Origin of the sequence: Micromonospora sp. NPDC023644 (genome assembly GCF_040640115.1) — a bacterium.
Lineage (GTDB): Bacteria > Actinomycetota > Actinomycetes > Mycobacteriales > Micromonosporaceae > Micromonospora.
The window spans coordinates 24650-40846 of record NZ_JBFABA010000052.1 but is presented as its reverse complement, the minus strand read 5'-3'; the positions used below and the strand labels follow the sequence as shown (position 1 = coordinate 40846).

Sequence of the window (16197 nt, the reverse complement as noted above, 5' to 3'; positions counted from 1 at the left end):
GCCAGCGCGGCGGCCACCCGGGCGCCCAGCGGATCGGGCCCGCCGGCCGCCCGCAGCCGCCGCGCGGCGATCTGCGTGAGCACGTCGGCCGGGGCCGTCTCCGCCCGCTCGGCCAGCCGGGCCACGTCCCGCTCGCCCCACAGCTCGGCCAGGGGCACCCGCCGGTCGCGCAGCTCGATCGCCGGTACGCCGAGCACCGCCGGGCCGGTGCCCGGCGGCAGCCGCAGCCCCACCCAGCGCTCCGCCGGCCCGCCTCCGCCGAGGTGGGCGGTGCGGTCCGGCCCGGCCACCACGAGCCCGAGGCGGCTCGACCAGAGCAGGTCGACGCAGCCGTCGGGGAGCACCCTGGTCGGCGCGGCGCCCGCCGTCGTGGCGCTGGTCCAGAGCACCGCGCCGGCGAACCCGGCCGGACGTTCCCGGTACATGCCGCCCAGCCTGCCACGCTCGGGCTAGCCTCCGGGTGTGCGATGGTCGGTGCTGAACGCTCCCCTCGACTCCTCCGGACGCGGCCGGGGCGAGCACCGGGCGCCCGCCGCGCTGCGGGCCGCCGGGCTGCTGGGCCGGCTGGGCGTGGCCGACGCCGGCGGGATCGACGCCCTGATCACCGACCCGGTCCGGGATCCGGAGACCGGGGTGATCGGCGTCGACCAGGTGCGCCGCGCCGCCCGCGCGATCGCCGTCCGGGTGACGACGCTGATCGGCACGGGGCGCCACCCGCTGGTGCTCGGCGGCGACTGCGCGATCCTGCCGGGCATCCTGCAGGGGCTGCCCGCCGGCTTCGACCTGTGGTTCCTCGACGCCCACCTCGACTTCGAGGACGGCCGCACCTCGCCCACCGGCGAGGCGGCGGACATGGACCTGTCGATCGTCACCGACCACGGCCCGGCGGGGGTCCTCGACCGGGAGGGGCCGCTGGTCGACCCCGACCAGGTGCACGTGCTCGGCCACCGGCCGCTCGACCGGGCCACGGACGGCAGGGAGGCCTCCCGGATCGACCCGGCCGTCCGCCTGGTGCCGGCGACCCGGATCCGCGGCGCCGACGCGGCGGCGGTGGGCCGGGAGCTCGCCGTCGGTACGACGCCGGCCTGGCTGCACCTCGACCTCGACGTGCTCGACCCGCTCGTGCTGCCGGCGGTCAGCTACCCGGAGCCGGGCGGCCTGGACTGGGCCGACCTGATCGCGCTGGCCCGGCCGCTGGTGTGCTCGGGTCGGCTGCTCGGAATGAGCGTCACCGACTTCAACGCCGACGAGGACCCGGACGGGCGGCACGCCGACCGGATCGGGCAGGCCCTCGCCGAACTGCTGGCCGACTGAACATCGGCGGTGACCGCCACCCCGCCCAGGGTGAGGCTGACCCGCGCGCCGGCACCGGCCGCCGTCGAAACCGGGCCACGCGTCGGCCGCCCCGGCGCGGCGCGCTCACGCCTCGGTGGCGGCGCCCCGCAGCCGGACGGTGAACACGGGCCGGGCGGCCGAGCGCCACGGTGGCCGCCCCGCCCGGCGCGCGGCGGGCGGTCTCATTCGGTCATGCCCACCGGATAGGTGTGCACGAAGCGCATCGTCCAGGTGTCGCCACCGGCGCGATGCTCGCGCTGGTAGAGGTGGTCCGGCCCGCCGGCCGTGGCCGGCCCGGCGCCGTCGGGGTGGCGCAGGATCCAGTGCGCCGGCGGGGAGCCGTCCGGCTCGGCGGGCAACGCCCGGACCAGGTCGTGGGCCGGGCCGTCGACGAAGCGTACGGTCACCTCGCTCATCCGCGCCCGCCCTTCCCGCGTACCGCCCCGCCACCGGCCCTGGCTCGCAAGCTACCGCAGCGCGGGGTGGCGCCGCCCGGATCCGGCAGCGGTTTGCCCTGATCGGAGCCCGGGTACCGCAGCTTTCGGGCGGCCTGTCGCGGGACGGGCCACGAGCACAGGGAGCGGTCGATGAGAACGCTGGACGGGCGGTACCGGCTCGAACAGCGCATCGGCATCGGCGGCATGTCGGAGGTCTGGCGGGCCCACGACGCGGTGCTGGACCGGCCGGTCGCGGTGAAGGTGATGTCCCCCGGGCAGGAAGGCCAGGACACCTCCGTGGAGCGGATCCGCGCGGAGGCCCGCTCCGCCGCCCGGCTGGTGCACCCGAACGTGGCCTTCGTGCACGACTTCGGCACCTGCGGAACGGCTCCCGAGGCACAGGTGCCCTACATCGTCATGGAGCTGGCCGAGGGCGAGACGCTGGCCGCGCACCTGCGGGCCGGGCCGCTGGACTGGCGCATCGCCGTCCGGGTCTGCGCCGAGGTGAGCGCCGCGCTGGCCGCGGCCCACGCGCACGGCATCGTGCACCGCGACGTCAAGCCGGCGAACGTGATCCTGACCCCGGCCGGCGTGAAGGTGCTCGACTTCGGCATCGCCACCCCGTCCGGCACCCCCGACCGGTCGCCGGAGGGGATGGTGGTCGGCACGCCGGCCTACCTCGCGCCGGAACAGCTGGAGCGGGCGCCCGCCACCCCGGCCGCCGACATGTACGCCCTCGGCGTCCTGCTCTACTACTGCCTGACCGGCCGGCTGCCGTACCAGGCGGGCACCACGACCCAGCTGCTCGGCGCACGCCGGCGGCAGCCGCCGCTGCCGCTGCCGGAAATCGAGGGGCTGCCGCCGGAGGTGGCCGACCTGTGCGCGAGCTGCCTGGCCGACGACCCGGCCGACCGGCCGTCCAGCCTGATGGCGGCACTGCTGCTGGCGGAGGCGGTGGACGCCCGGGTGTACGTGCCGCTGCGGCAGCCCACCCCGCCGCGGCAGCGCGGCGGGGCGATGTCGCCGTGGACCGAGCGGGCGGCGGCCGAGGTGACCGAGGCGGCCCCCCTGCCCGACTGGTCCACCCAGGCCGGCTGAGCGTCCGGCGCACCGGCGTCGTGGGCCGCCTTCGGCAGGTGCCCTCGGCCCTCCCGCCGGCCACCTGCGGTTTCACCGCCCTGGTGCCGGGTAGCCGGGCGGGTGAGCGACGGGAGGAACGCGATGCCGGAATCGAGCTCCTGGCTGAACGAGACGGCCACCGCGACCGCCGAGGGCGGCCACGTACGCACCGACGACGGAAGCCTGTCCACTGCCCTGGCGTCCCCGCTGGCGCCGCACTGCTCGGGGCTGACCCCCGAGCAGCTGCTCGCCGCCGCGTTCGCGTCCTGCCTGCACCACGCGGCGGTCGAGGCGGCGGGCGAGATCACCGACGAGGCGCACACCGTGCAGGTACGCGCGGAGGCGAAGCTCGGGCGCGACGACGACGGCCGGTACCGGGCCGACGTGCACGCGTCCATCTCGTCCGCCGGGCTCAGCCGGCAACAGCTGGCCGAGCTGGTCGAGCACGCGGACCGGCTCTGGCCCTTCTCCAGCGGCGACGGCAGCCGGCACCGGCTCACCGTGACGCCGGCGGAGAACGGCCGGCACTGACCGGCCCGGCGGGCGAGCCCCGGGGCGGGTCGCCTCGGGGGCCGACCCGCGGTCGTCCGGGGGGCGGGAACGGCCTCCACCGTTCGGTGGAGGCTCCGCCCCACCCCTCCACCCCGACTCAAGATCGACTCTTCGCCCGATAAGAGACGCCTTATCTGACATAGACGAAAGATGCGACAAGCGGTAATGGCGGAGTTAATGGCCCGGCGGGCGTAATCGGCCCGCGGATCGGCGCAAATTGTGGCGCATGCCACCAAGCAGGCCGATGGCAAGAGGGGCTCGCCTTTCTAGCCTCGGCGGGTGCACCACGACGACCACCCCGCCCAGAAGCTGACCCAGGATCGACCGGCCACCCGCCCGGACGATCCCGCCTCGACCGAACGGACGACCGGCCGTCATCGCGCCCCGGAACGGCAGCGTCGCGGGGGCCGGGCCCTGCTCGCCTCGACCCCCGTCCGGGTCGCGCTCGCCACCGGCGTGACCTGCTGCCTCGGCGTGGCCGTGTTCGCCGGCACGCGCGAGGACGCCGACGCCGCGCGGGAGCCCGTGGCCGAGGCGCTGGCCGAGCGGTCCGTCGACGACGACCGCGCCTCGCGGTCGCTGGACCGGGCCGTCTCCCCCTCCCCCACGCTCAGCCCCAGCCCGACGCCGAAGCCGACCCCCTCGGCCACCCGCAAGCCGGCCCCGCGCAAGCCGGCCCCGCCGCCCCGCCCCCGCCCGGTCGCCGGGCTCACCCAGGCGCAGATGGACAACGCCAAGGTGATCGTCGACGTGGGCGTCGAGCTGAAGATGCCCCGCCGCGCCCTGGTGGTCGCCGTGGCGACCGCGATGCAGGAGAGCCGGCTGTACAACCTCGCCAGCGACGTGCTTCCGGAGTCCAGCCGGTACCCGCACCAGGGCAGCGGCTCCGACCACGACTCGGTGGGCCTGTTCCAGCAGCGCCCGAGCAGCGGCTGGGGCACGGTACGCGAGCTGATGCGCCCCTCGTACGCCGCGCGGGCCTTCTACGAGGCGCTGCGCGACGTCCCGGGCTGGCAGCAGATGAGCATCGCCGGCGCCGCCCAGGCCGTGCAGGTCTCGGCCTACCCCGACGCGTACGCCCGGCACGAGGCGCTGGCCGGCACGGTCGTCGCCGCGCTGACCTGACGGCGCCGGGGGCCGCGCGCGCCCGGACCGGCGGGGTCAGCGGATCCCGGCGCGCCCGCCCGGCGGCTCGCTGGACGCGTCGGCGCCGCCGCGCGCGGCGATCCGGGTCGCCGGCACCCCGCTGCCGGGCACCCCGGCCGCGGCGGTCGGGGTGTCGGCCGGCACCGGTTCGACGGTCAGCCCGTCGAGGATCCGGTCCACCCGGGCCTCGCGCCTGCGCCGGGCGTGCAGCGCCTCCTCGAAGTCCCGGCGGGCCTGCACCGCCTCGGCGTAGACGCGCTCGCGCACCTGCCGGGCCTCCTCGCGGGCGGCGTCGAGCTCGATCCGCGCCCGGGCCAGGAGGTCGACCGCCTCGCGGTCGGCGTCGTCCGCCCCGCGCCGGGCCCGCTCCGCGTCGCCGAGGTCCAGCCGCTGGAGCAGGCCCCGCAGCGCCGTCGCCTCGTCACGGATCTCGTCCCACTCGCGCCCGGCCCGCGCGGCGCCCTCCGCCCGCGCGGCGAGCCGGGCCAACCGGACACCCATCTCGTCCAGGCAGGAATCGACCTGCCGCTGGTCGTAGCCGGTCTCAACGACGGAGAACCTCATACTGTCGCCCCCCAGGCAGCTGATGCTTCCTTCCCCACCCTGGATCCTCGGCGCTGGGGGCGGCGGCGGAGGGGGTTCGGGAAAAATGTTCACCATGCGGACGCGCCCGGGCCCGGGGCGGGCCGCGGGGTGCCGGCGGGGACGATCCGCCCGAAGGCGCCTCAGGCGCGCTTGGGGAGCACGACCACCCGGCCGAAGAACTCGTCGATCCGGCGCACCACGTCGTTGAAGTCGTCCAGGTCGATCGGCTTGGTGACGTAGGCGTTGGCCTGGAGCGTGTAGCTGCCCACGATGTCCGTGTCGGCGTTGGAGGTGGTCAGCACGACGATCGGGATGGTACGCAGGTCCTCGTCGCTCTTGACCTCGCCGAGCACCTGCCGCCCGTCCATCCGGGGCATGTTCAGGTCGAGCAGGATGACGTCGGGCCGCCGGGCGTCGGTGTGCCGTCCCTCGCGGCGCAGGAACTCCATCGCCTCCTGGCCGTCGCTGACGACGTCGATGACCTTGTCGACGTCGGAGTCCGCGAGGGCCTCCTCGATCATCAGGACGTCACCCGGGTCGTCGTCCACCACCAGGATGCGAACCGGACTCGGGCTGTCTGCACCCATCACTACCTGCTTCGGGTCGGTGGAACGGAGAATCGCGAGGCGCTCTGTGCCGGCGGGAAAATCTAGCCCATCAGCCGGCGGAGCGCGCCGTCGGGTCGGCCCGGTCGGACCGGTGCCTCAGCACCTCGGCGAGCCCCGTCACCTGGAGCACGCGGTCGACCCGGCCGGTGGCTCCGGTCACCCGCAGCCACCCGCCGTCGGCGGCGACCCGGTTGTCGCCCCGGACGAAGGCGGCGATGCCGGTGGAGTCGCAGAAGGTGAGCTCGGTGAGGTCGACCAGCAGGCGGCGCTCGCCGGCGTCGACCAGCCGGTCGATGGCGGCGTTGAGCTCGGGCGCCGTGCTCAGGTCGAGTTCGCCCGCCAGCCGCAGGCGTGTCGCCCCGCCCTCGCGGTCGGCGTGCGTGACGGTGAACGTCACCCCAGGTCCCCTTCGCTCCACCGCAGGCGGACGCTTGCAGTGTGGCAAGTATAAGCAGGACCACCCGACGGGGCCGCACCGGCGCTCAGCGCGCTGCGGCGCCGCCCAGCGAGGCCACGGACGACCGGGCCGCCCCGAGGAACCGCGCGGCCCGGGGGAAGTCGCGCAGGACCCGCCCGTAGTGTTCCAGAGTCACCCGCAGGGTGGGGGCCGGCACCCCGCGACTGGTGAGGATCTCGACCAGCCAGTCGACGAACTCGGTGAAGAGCGAGGCGTCGTCGACGTAGAGCGCGGCGGCCAGGAAGTCCACGATGTAGCCGAGGTCGCTGACGGTGGAGTCCAGCTGGCTGGGCGTGTAGTCGCGCGTGCCCGGATCGTGTTCCCGCAGCGCCGCCAGCGCCTCGTCGATCAGCTCGCCGCGCCGCTTGACCAGGCTGGTGTACTCGTCGTCGGCCAGGTGGCTCAGCTCCGCCGGCGCGACGCGACGCAGCGCCCGCTCGTCGGCGACCAGATCGGCGGCGCTCGGGGCGTCGGGCGCCCAGGCGACGCCGAGCCGCCGGGCCCAGCGCCCGTCCACGCCGAACCCCCGGCCCCCCACCACCACGGGGACGTCCACCCGGCGGCACGCCTCGATCATGCGGTGCGCGTGGGGCAGGCGCATCGGCAGCGCGCAGGCGAGCGCGACCGCGTGGGCGTCGTGCCGGTGCAGGTACGACACCAGGTGCGGGGCGGGGACGCTCGCGCCGAGGAAGGTGACCTGCCAGCCCCGCAGCCGCAGCACCTCGGCGACGAGCCGGGGCGGCAGGGCGTGCCACTCCCCGTCCATGCAGGCCACCACGACCCGGCCGCGCGTCGGGCGAGGGTTCGCGTACGCGGCCACGGCCGCCACCACCCGCTCGCTGATGTGCGTCGCGGCGTGCTCCTGGGCGACGCTCCACTCGTTGCGCGCCCACCGCTCCCCCACCTCGGCCTGCGCCGGGGCGACCAGGTCGAGCAGGACGCGCTCGGCGGGCACGCCGGCCTCCAGCAGGCCGGTGGCCACCTCGATGGCGGCGTACTCGTCCGCCTCCTGGAGGCAGTAGAGGTATCCGGGCCAGGCGCCGGCCGGGGTGACCCCGGCGGTCGGGGCGCCGGTCACGGTCGGGTCCCCCTCGCCTCGGCGGTTCCGGTCGCGTCGGGCACCGCGTGCAGATGCCGGGGGGTACGCCCACCCGGACCGCTCGCGCGCAGCGCGAGCACGGCGATGTCGTCGTGGTCGCCGTGGCCCAGCCAGTCGCAGGTCACCTGCTCGACGCGCTCGGCCAGGGCCGGGGCGGGCATCCGCTGGCAGCCGGTGAGGGCGTGGACCAGCCGTTCCGTGCCGAACTGCTCGTTGCCTCGGCGGCCACCGCGCGCCTCGGTCACCCCGTCGCTGTAGAGCAGGCAGGTCTCGCCCGGCTCCAGCCGGACGGTCACCTCCCCGATGCGGGGATCGGGGACCACGCCGACCAGCATGCCCGACAGCGCAATCGGCTCGACCTCGCCGGAGCCGCGCAGCACCAACGGCGGCAGATGGCCGCCGCCGGCCATCGTCAGGGTGAGGCCGCCCTCGCGATGCGCGCGGACCACGCCCAGCACCATGGTCGCGAAACGCCCCTGCCCCTGCGCCTGGCTGGTCTCCAGCAGCGCGTCGTTGAGCAGCTTCAGCAGGCGCCCCGGATGCGACTCGACCCGGTGCAGCGCCTGGAGGCACTGACGCAGCTGGCCGGTGAAGACCGCCGCCTCGACGCCCTTGCCGGAGACGTCGCCGAGGAAGAACACGGAGCCGCCGTCGGCGAGCCGGTGCGAGCCGTAGAAGTCGCCACCGATGCGCAGGCCGGCCTGGGCCGGCCGGTAGGCGGTGCCCCACTGCACCCCGGTCGCCTCGGCCGGCTCCACCGGCACCAGGCTCGCCTGGAGCGTGTCGGCGACCTCGGCCTGGTCGCGGTAGAGCAGCGCCGTGGTCAGCGCGGCCCCGGCCCGGGCCGCGAAGGCACGGACCAGGTCCACGTCGGCCTCGTCGTACCAGCGGTCGACGCGCCGCGCGACCAGCAGCACGCCGGCCGGGGCGTCCCGACCGGGCAGCGGCACCACCCGCGCGCAGGCGTCCGCCGCCGTCAGCCCGGGCAGCCAGCCGGCCTGCACGGCCTGCTCCGCCAGCCAGTCGACGGTGTGCGGTTCCACGCCGTCCAGCCCCTCGGTGATCGCCGCGGGCAGGTCGACGGCGGGCAGGACGCCGCTGTCGACCACCGGGGCGTCGTCGTCGCTGCGGGCGGCCCGCCACCAGCGGGCCCGCCCCGAACGGGGTGCCAGCACCAGCACCGCCACCTCGGCCAGCGTCGGCACGGCCAGCCGGACCACCGCTGCGGCGGCCCGGTCGGGGTGCAGCGGGTTGCCAAGCTTCTCGCCGACGACCGCCAGGAACGCCGAGCGGGCCCGCTCGGCGAGCAGGGCGTCGGCGCGGGTGACGCTCTCGGTGACGTCCTCGACGTACCAGCAGCAGCGGGCGGCCGACAGCGCCACCTGGCGCGCGCGCAGCCGTCGGCCGTGGTGCGTGAACTCGGCGCCGTCGGCCAGCCCGTGGATGCCGGCCGCCGCGAGCAGCTCGCCCTCGGTGACCTCGGGCAGCAGCCGCTCGGCCACGGGGCTGACGTGCCGGACGACGTCGTGCGCGTCGCAGACGACGAGGCCCTCGCGGAAGTGCTCGACGATTTCGGACCAGTCGGGTGCCGCGTGCTCCCGGTCGGCCGCGAGCGCGGGGAGCGCGGGTGCCGGGCGTGCCGCAGCGTCGGCCGACCACGCCGCGGCCCGGGCGGCCCTCGGTGTGGAGATCCGTCCGTCGCCGGGATCCCAGTCCCGGACGTCGGCAGCAGTCACCAGCTAAGCCCCACTCCTTGTCGGCACCCGTACCACCGTGAGGCGGCGCATGTGGTCAAATCTCTGACACCCACCCTACGCCCGTGTGCCGCGACCGCCACCCGACGCCCGTCGCGCGGTTGGCGATTCGCGTACCGGGCGGGACCTCCCGGGGGTTGTTACGATCCCCTCACCCTCCCCTCGGCGGCCTGCGGAAAGGCGTGATCGTGCTGTCCCACCGGAGCCATCCCGAGTCGACTCCGCTGAGCATGGAAGTCGACCGGTCGGATCCGGCGGCACCGCTCATCCGGGTGGGCGGCGACCTCGCCTACACCACCGCCGGGCCGCTGCGCGCCGAGGTCGACCGGGTGCTCGCGGACGCCCCGCCGGCCCTCGTCCTCGACTTCACCGGCCTGCTCTTCATCGACAGCACCGGCCTCGGGGTGATCGTGCACGCGTGGCGCGAGGGGCAGCAGTGCGGCACCGCCCTCCGGCTGCGCGCCGTGCCCCGGTTCCTGGCGACGATCCTCGACATGACCGGCGTCACGGGCCTGCTCGCCCGGCCGCTCGACGAGGGCCTCGCGGCGGCGGAGGGTGCCGCCGGGCACCCCGCCGGCACGGCCTGACCCGATCCGCCCGCCCCCCGGCTTTGCACCCGGGTCCGCGGCTGGGAACATGGTGGTATGGCCGCTCAGCTGTTGACCATCGAGGTGACCCGGCTCGACGCCGGACGCGCCCGGCTCCGGCTGTCCGGTGAGCTGGACTTCGACACCGCCCCGGAACTCGTCGCCGCCGCCGCCGAGCTGCGCCGGGACGGCTACCAGGAGCTTTTGTTCGACCTGAGCGCGGTCAGCCTGTGCGACTCGTCCGGGCTCAGCGCGTTCCTGACCGCCCACCACGGCGGCACGGGCGCGATCCGGCTCTGCGGGGTCGGTCCCCAGCTCCAGCAGCTGCTCGACCGCACCGGTCTGGCCGAGCTGCTCGCGGTGGAACGCGCCGCCGACGGCGCGAGCCGCCGGGCGGGCTGAGGCCGGCCGCTCGCTGCGGGCGAGGGGTGGCCCCCGACCCTGGGACCAGGGGCCGGGGGCCGGAGTGAGGATCAGGGTGCGGTGAGCGGTTGCAGCCGGGGCCCGGTCGTACGCCGCTGCCCCGTCGTCGGCGGCTCGGCGTCCTCCGGCGGCCCGGAATCGGGAGTCTGGAAGAGATAGCGGACGAACACCCCACCCGCCTCGTTGTCGTCCGCCCCGGGCCACTGCCCGATGCAGTCCACCCCGACCACCTCACGACCCGAGCCGTCGCCCTCCTCCAGCAGCGCCCACAGGCTCACCGGATAGCAGCGGGTGTCCTCGGGCGAGAGACGCCAGCGGGCGTACCAGCCGGGTCGGGCGGGAACGATCTCGACGATCCTCTTCATCACGACCTGTCCTTCCGCGTTCTCGGAAGTTCTCCGGTCCGCTCCGATCGTCGGCTCCCGTCGGGTGAGCGCCCCTCACCCCCGCCGGATGAAGCTCCCCCGCCGCCGGCCCGGGCGTCGCCGGCCCGGCCGTCGGCGTCCGTTTCGGTGCCGGCGACGGCGGGAAGGCGACCGGCGGAAGCGAGGGAACACCAGCGGAAGCGAGGTGTCACCATGCGCAAGCAGATGGAGGGCGACAACCAACGCCGCCGCGCGTTGGCCCGCCAGGCCCGCGAGCGCGGCATGCAGGCCAGCGAGACGGGGGCCAGCCTGAGCGCCTCCAAGCAGCTCACCCACCTGGAGCAGGGCAAGCGCGCCGGTCCGCCGCCGGCCGGCAGCCGCCACAAGCCGGACAGCGCCCGGGGCGGGCCGGCTCCACCGACGGCGGGCGTCGCGGAGTCCCCCCGTCCCCTGCCGGACCAGGGGCCGGGCGCGCCGGACGGGACTCCGCTGGGCTACCACGCGCTGGTCGACGACGTCGTGCGCCGTACCGGGGCCGACTTCCGGACCGCCAAGGTGGGGGTCGAGGCGACCGTGCTGGTCCTGGCGTTCGCCCTCGGCGAGGCGGAACGCCGACGGCTGCTGGCGGCGGTGCCGACGAAGCTGCACGACGTGCTCCCGGTGGACGGCATCAGACGGCGTCAGGACCTGCCCGGCTTCCTGGCCGAGGTGGGCCGGATCAGCGGCCGTACCCCGGAACAGGCCCGCTACCAGGCGGAGGCGACCGTGGCGGCGCTGGCCGACCACGACGGCGACCTGATCGAGTCGCTGCACGTGCCGGACGGCCTGCGGGACCTGCTGGAGCCGCCGGCCGTCGGTGGCGGGGTGGTCGGCGCGGTCAGCGCGACGCCCCCGCTGCGCGAGGTGGACCTGCGCGAGGCGCTCAGCGAGCTGCCCTACTGGTCCGGCGACGGCGACTCGCTGTCGCGCACCGTGGAGCTGCCGGCGGACAACCTAAACCGGGTGCTGGACCGGATCGACCGGCTGCGGCAGGAGACCGGGCGCGGCCCGCGGATCGGCCGCCCGGACCCGACCACCGCCGTGCTGACCGTACGGTCCCGGCAGGCCGGCGCGGTGACCGCGATGGACGTGGACCTCGCCCACGCCGTCGACGACGCGATCGACGAGGCGGGCGCCGGGATGGCGGCCGGCTGACCCGGCGCAGGGGCCGGCGGGCACCCACCCGCCGGCCCGCCCCGGCTCGGCTAGCCTGCCGGGATGGACTCCCCCGACGCGCCCCGGCTGGAGCTGGTCGTCGACCCGGCCCGCCCCACCGGGCGTACGCTCCTCGCCGCCGGCGTCGAGCAGTCCTACGTGGACGTGGCCGACCCGCGTCACCTGCACTTCGAGTACGTGCGGCGGATGGCCGCCGTGGCAGACCTCGCGGCGCCGCCCGGCCGCCCGCTGGACGTGCTGCACCTCGGCGGCGGCGCGCTGACCCTGCCCCGCTACCTGGCCGCCACCCGGCCCGGCTCGCCGCAACTGGTCGTGGAACGCGATCCGGCCGTGGTCGACCTGGTGGCGCGGGAGCTGCCGGCGCTGCCCGCCGACGTCGACGTACGGGTGGCCGACGCCCGGGACGCGCTGACCCGGGCGCCCTCGGCCGGCTACGACCTGGTGCTCGCCGACATCTACCGGGCGGCGCGGATGCCCGCCCACGTGCGCAGCGTCGAGTTCGTCACGGAGGTGGCCCGGACGCTGCGCCCCGACGGCGTGCTCATCGTCAACGTGACCGACCTGCCGCCGCTGGTCTTCGCCCGGGTCCAGGTGGCCACCCTGCGGGCGGTCTTCGCCGACGTCTGCCTGGTCGCCGACCGCCGGATGCTGCGCGGGCGGCGCTACGGCAACGTGGTGCTCGCCGCCGCGCCGCGCCCCGGGCGGCTGCCGGTGGCCCGGCTCTCCGCCCGGGCCGCACGGGATCCAATGCCCGGCGGCGTGCTGCACGGGGCGGCCCTGGACGCGTTCGTCGCCGGCGCCCGGCCCGCCACCGACGCCGCCCTCGTCCCGCGCTGAGCCACCCCGACCGCCCTCGCCCCACGCCGAGCCCCCGGCCGCGTCGGCGCGATCCGATCGCCCTCGCCCCGTGCCGGGGCCCTGTCCGAGCGGTCGGGAAGCGGCTTTCCTTCCCCGGGCCGGCGGGTCAGCGGGCCCGGACGGCCACCTCCGGCGAGGAGCTCTCCAGCGGGACGGCGTTGGCCGGGACCAGGCCGAGTTGCACGGCCGGGCGCGGCAGCGCGGCGTCGAGCAGCCAGTCGCTGCCCACCCGGATCCGGTTGCCCGGCATCGCCAGCAGGTGGTAGCCGCGGGTGACCGCCTTGGCGGGCAGCCCGGACAACGACACCTTCAGCGGGTTCGCCGCCGCGTCCTTGCCGCCCAGGTCGACCACCCAGCCCAGGTCGTGGTGCTTGTACGGCCGGCGTCGCCCCTGCCCGTAGGAGGCCGCGATGTTGTGCGCGGCCAGCTTGCCCTGCCGCTGCGCGTGCTGCGCCGTCATGGTGCAGATCTGCCCGGGCCGGGCCAGGTCCGGCACGGCGGCCGCGTCGCCGCAGGCGTACACCTCGGGGAAGCCGGGGACGCCGAGGTACTCGTCGACGACCAGGCGGCCCCGCTCGGTGCGCAGCCCCAGCTCGGCGACGAACGGGTCGGGGCGTACGCCGACGCACCAGACCAGGGTGCAGGTGGGCACGTAGTCGCCGTCGGTGAGGGTGACCCCGTCGGCGGTGGCCACGGCCACCGAGGTGCCCATCCGCACGTCCACGCCCCGGCGGCGCAGCACCCGGTCGGCGGTGTCCGACATCCGCTTGTCCAGCTCGGGCAGCACCCGGGGCGCGACGTCGAGCAGCATCCACTTCGGGCGGATCTTGAGCCGAGGGCGCTGGGAGACCAGCTCGTCGGTGAAGAGCTGGCCGTGCGCGGCCACCTCGGTTCCGGTGTAGCCGGCGCCGACGACCACGAAGGTGGCGCGCGCCTGCTGCTCGGCCGGGTCCTCGGTCTGCTCGGCCAGCTCGATCTGCCGGATCACGTGGTCGTGCAGGTAGAGGGCCTCGGGCAGGCCGCGGAAGCCGTGGGCGTACTCGGTCACGCCGGGGATCGGCAGCAGCTTGTTGACGCTGCCGACGGCCAGCACCAGCCGGTCGTACGCGATCCGGTTGCGGTCCCCCTCCGGCTGGGTGAAGCCGACCCAGCGGTTCTGCAGGTCGACGTGGTCGGCCTCGCCGATCAGCACCCGTACCCCGTCGAGCGTCCCGGTCAGCGGCACGGAGATCCGCCGGGGCTCGACCACGCCGGCGGCCACCTCGGGCAGCAGCGGCAGGTAGAGGAAGTAGTCGGTGGAGTTCAGCACCACGATCTCGGCCCGACCCCGGGCCAGCCGGCTCAACGTCTTCGCCGCGTGGTAACCGGCGAACCCGGCCCCCACGATCACCACACGAGGTTTCGTCATTGCGGCCCCGTTCCCACCCCGGGGCGGGACAAACGTGGCGGGTCGGACGATTCAGCACTCGGCCAGCCGGACGTGCCAGGTCCGCCCGATGGCCTCCACCTCCCAGCAGCGCCCGAACGCCCGTACCCGCTCGGCGGCGATCCGCCCGATCTCGGGCGGGATGTCGGGGTCGAGGACCAGCCGGCCGTCGACCGGCTCGACGCCGAGCATCGCCCGGACCAGGGCCAGTGGCGTGCCGGTCGCCCACGCCTGCGGGCTGCACGCGGTCGGGTACGGCACGGCGAACAGCAGCCGCTCCCGGGGGAATCCGCTGATCGCCTCCGGCAGGCGGTGGCCGAACTGCTCGGCCGCCTCCAGCAGGGCCAGGCTGATCCGGTTCGCCTCCGCGCGGTAGCCGTAGCGGGCCATGCCGAGCACCGCGAGCGAGTTGTCGTGCGGCCAGACGGTGCCCAGGTGGTAGCCGAGGGCGTTGTAGAGCCGGTCGTCCCAGGAGAGGGTGCGGATGCCCCAGCCGGTGAACATGTCGTCGGCCATCAGCTGCCGCACGACCGTCCCGGCCCGCTCCGGCGGCACGATGCCGCTCCACAGCAGGTGCCCCATGTTGGAGGTCTTCGAGTCGATCGGATTCTTGTCGCCGTCCAGCCCGACCGCGTAGAAGCCGCCCCGGTCGTCGATCCAGTAGTCGCGGTTGAACCGCTCGTACAGCGTGGCGGCGTCGGCGCGCAGCCGGCGGGCGAGGCCGGGGTCGGCGAGTGGGCCGTCGGCCAGCTCGGCCAGCCGCAGCTTCGCGTCGTAGGTGTAGCCCTGCAGGTCGCTGGTGGCGATCGGCAGCACCGGGATGCGGCCGTCGGCGAAGCAGACCCCGTCCGGGGAGTCACGCCAGCACTGGTTGCCCAGCCCCTCCGGGGAGCGCGTCGCGTACTCGACGTAGCCGTCGTCGTCCCGGTCGCCGTACCGGTCGATCCAGTGCAGCGCGGCGAGCGCGTTGTCGCGCAGGAAGCGGACGGTCTCGTCGTCGCCGGTCCACCGCCAGTACTCGGAGAGCAGCACCAGCCAGAGCTGGGTGGCGTCCGCCGAGCCGTAGTAGGGCCCGTACGGCTTCACCCCGGTGCGGGTCAGCTCGCCGCTGCGCACCTCGTGCAGGATCTTGCCGGGCTCCTCGTCGGTGAAGTCGTCGCATTTGTCGCCCTGCAACCGGGCCAGCGCGAGCAGCGCGCCCTTGGCCAGCGCCGGGCCGGCGACCAGCGTCTGGTAGGCGGTGATCAGGGTGTCCCGGCCGAAGACGGAGAGGAACCAGGGCAGGCCGGCGCCGGGGAGCATGATGCGCTGCCCCTTGACCTCCAGGTCCAGCCGCAGGGCCGCCAGGTCGTCGCGGGACTGCCGGACCGTCCGTTCCAGGGCCTGGTTGTCGCTGCGCAGCACCGCCCGCCCGAGGGTCCAGCGGCGCACCGGGTCGTCGGCCCGCCGGTGGAACACGTCGGCGATGTCGCCCCGGACCGGCTCCACCACCCCCATCCCCGGCGGCAGCGGCACGTGCAGGTCGAGCTGCCACTCCTCCCGGCGCGTCAGGGTGACGTCCCAGACCAGCTCGTCGCCCTCGATCCGGTCGGCCGGCCGGGAGCAGCAGACCCGGGTCTCGGCGGCGAAGTCTCCCCGCGCGTAGGAGAAGCACAGTTGCGAGCCGTCCGGCGCGTGGCTGCGGGTGATCTCCGCGGAGCGGTCCCGGACCCCGGACTTGACCTCGAAGAGGTCGGCGAAGTCGGCGACCACGGCCAGCCGCAGCTCGAACCGGACCGGTTCCGGCCGGAACGAGATCATCTCCACCCGCTCGTGGAAGCCGTCGCCGACGTACCGCAGCCGCCGGATGCCCAGGCTGTCCGGCGGCAGGCCGGACTGGGCGGGATTGGTCAGCACGTACTGGGCCGAGTAGTGGTCGACGGTCTCGGCGCGCAGCACCAGCAACTGCTCGCCGTTGAGGGTGAGCACCCAGCCGCTGAGCAGCCGGGTGTCCAGGTGCACCAGCCCGCCGATGCTGCCCGGCGGCACGTCCCCGCAGGGGTCGGAGTACATGAAGGTCGGGCCGCTGAGCACGGCGAGGGAGTCCGGGCCGAGCTCGGGCGGCATGGCCCGCTGGTCGCCGGTCTCCCGGGCCTCGGCCCGCAGGCCGGGCGTGGGGTCGGCCGGGGTCGGACGCACGACAGCCATGACTCCACCGTAGGAAGACCGTCGCCCTGCGTCATCACCCGCTC

General features: G+C 75.5%; 18 protein-coding genes. 8 read left to right on the top strand and 10 right to left on the bottom strand.

All coding sequences use genetic code 11. From position 1 onward, the window contains the following. On the bottom strand, positions 1–425 hold a 425-nt coding region (locus AB0G08_RS25725), incomplete at its 3' end, for a DUF6597 domain-containing transcriptional factor (RefSeq protein WP_358092230.1). A 37-nt stretch (positions 426–462) separates the two neighbouring features. Here AB0G08_RS25725 and AB0G08_RS25720 point away from each other — a divergent pair. Then, complete coding sequence (locus tag AB0G08_RS25720; protein ID WP_358092228.1) at positions 463–1314, top strand: arginase family protein; 852 nt, start codon at positions 463–465, stop codon at positions 1312–1314. A 203-nt stretch (positions 1315–1517) separates the two neighbouring features. On the opposite strand, the gene AB0G08_RS25715 is transcribed toward AB0G08_RS25720, so the two are convergent. Then, positions 1518–1751, bottom strand: coding sequence for a hypothetical protein (locus AB0G08_RS25715; RefSeq protein WP_358092226.1), 234 nt, complete (start codon positions 1749–1751; stop codon positions 1518–1520). Between the two features lie 171 nt (positions 1752–1922). On the opposite strand from AB0G08_RS25715, the gene AB0G08_RS25710 reads away from it, so the two are divergent. From AB0G08_RS25710 to AB0G08_RS25700, 3 genes are all read left to right on the top strand, one after another. Then, a complete protein-coding gene (locus AB0G08_RS25710) occupies positions 1923–2870 on the top strand; it encodes a serine/threonine-protein kinase (RefSeq protein WP_358092224.1) in 948 nt (315 codons plus the stop codon). Between the two features lie 123 nt (positions 2871–2993). Beyond that, positions 2994–3422 carry an OsmC family protein gene (locus AB0G08_RS25705; protein WP_089000686.1) on the top strand — a complete coding sequence of 143 codons (429 nt, stop codon included), beginning with the start codon at positions 2994–2996 and terminating at the stop codon, positions 3420–3422. Between the two features lie 300 nt (positions 3423–3722). Next, entirely contained in the window at positions 3723–4568 is an 846-nt protein-coding gene (locus AB0G08_RS25700; protein ID WP_358092222.1) for a hypothetical protein, read from the top strand. A 36-nt stretch (positions 4569–4604) separates the two neighbouring features. Here the strand turns inward: AB0G08_RS25700 and AB0G08_RS25695 are convergent, their stop codons facing one another. From AB0G08_RS25695 to AB0G08_RS25675, 5 genes are all read right to left on the bottom strand, one after another. After that, complete coding sequence (locus AB0G08_RS25695; protein ID WP_358092220.1) at positions 4605–5153, bottom strand: ATPase; 549 nt, start codon at positions 5151–5153, stop codon at positions 4605–4607. A gap of 161 nt (positions 5154–5314) precedes the next feature. Continuing rightward, positions 5315–5761 (bottom strand): response regulator, encoded by a 447-nt coding sequence (locus tag AB0G08_RS25690; RefSeq protein WP_357882723.1) that lies wholly within the window; start codon positions 5759–5761, stop codon positions 5315–5317. Positions 5762–5831: 70 nt separating this feature from the next. Further along, on the bottom strand, positions 5832–6179 hold the full coding sequence (locus AB0G08_RS25685) for an STAS domain-containing protein (RefSeq protein ID WP_358092218.1): 348 nt from the start codon (positions 6177–6179) through the stop codon (positions 5832–5834). An 85-nt stretch (positions 6180–6264) separates the two neighbouring features. Further along, the gene (locus AB0G08_RS25680; RefSeq protein WP_358092216.1) at positions 6265–7317 is read right to left on the bottom strand and encodes a cobalamin-dependent protein; all 1053 of its coding nucleotides are present in this window, start codon (positions 7315–7317) and stop codon (positions 6265–6267) included. Beyond that, positions 7314–9074, bottom strand: a complete 1761-nt coding sequence (locus AB0G08_RS25675) for a PP2C family protein-serine/threonine phosphatase (protein ID WP_358092214.1) — start codon at positions 9072–9074, stop codon at positions 7314–7316. Before AB0G08_RS25675 ends, AB0G08_RS25680 begins: the two co-directional genes overlap by 4 nt. 248 nt (positions 9075–9322) lie before the next feature. On the opposite strand from AB0G08_RS25675, the gene AB0G08_RS25670 reads away from it, so the two are divergent. Both AB0G08_RS25670 and AB0G08_RS25665 read left to right on the top strand, forming a co-directional pair. Further along, on the top strand, positions 9323–9679 hold the full coding sequence (locus tag AB0G08_RS25670; RefSeq protein ID WP_358092212.1) for an STAS domain-containing protein: 357 nt from the start codon (positions 9323–9325) through the stop codon (positions 9677–9679). 57 nt (positions 9680–9736) lie between these two features. Beyond that, the gene (locus tag AB0G08_RS25665; RefSeq protein ID WP_358092210.1) at positions 9737–10081 is read left to right on the top strand and encodes an STAS domain-containing protein; all 345 of its coding nucleotides are present in this window, start codon (positions 9737–9739) and stop codon (positions 10079–10081) included. Between the two features lie 71 nt (positions 10082–10152). On the opposite strand, the gene AB0G08_RS25660 is transcribed toward AB0G08_RS25665, so the two are convergent. Further along, a complete protein-coding gene (locus AB0G08_RS25660) occupies positions 10153–10467 on the bottom strand; it encodes a hypothetical protein (protein ID WP_151454803.1) in 315 nt (104 codons plus the stop codon). A gap of 213 nt (positions 10468–10680) precedes the next feature. Here AB0G08_RS25660 and AB0G08_RS25655 point away from each other — a divergent pair, with 213 nt between their 5' ends. Then, positions 10681–11661: a DUF2267 domain-containing protein gene (locus tag AB0G08_RS25655; RefSeq protein ID WP_358092208.1), complete on the top strand. Its 981-nt coding sequence runs from the start codon at positions 10681–10683 to the stop codon at positions 11659–11661. A 63-nt stretch (positions 11662–11724) separates the two neighbouring features. After that, positions 11725–12519 (top strand): fused MFS/spermidine synthase, encoded by a 795-nt coding sequence (locus tag AB0G08_RS25650; protein ID WP_358092206.1) that lies wholly within the window; start codon positions 11725–11727, stop codon positions 12517–12519. A 127-nt stretch (positions 12520–12646) separates the two neighbouring features. On the opposite strand, the gene AB0G08_RS25645 is transcribed toward AB0G08_RS25650, so the two are convergent. Both AB0G08_RS25645 and AB0G08_RS25640 read right to left on the bottom strand, forming a co-directional pair. After that, a complete protein-coding gene (locus AB0G08_RS25645) occupies positions 12647–13948 on the bottom strand; it encodes an NAD(P)/FAD-dependent oxidoreductase (protein ID WP_358092205.1) in 1302 nt (433 codons plus the stop codon). A gap of 51 nt (positions 13949–13999) precedes the next feature. Continuing rightward, positions 14000–16153 (bottom strand): glycogen debranching N-terminal domain-containing protein, encoded by a 2154-nt coding sequence (locus tag AB0G08_RS25640; protein ID WP_358092204.1) that lies wholly within the window; start codon positions 16151–16153, stop codon positions 14000–14002. Positions 16154–16197 lie beyond the last annotated feature (44 nt).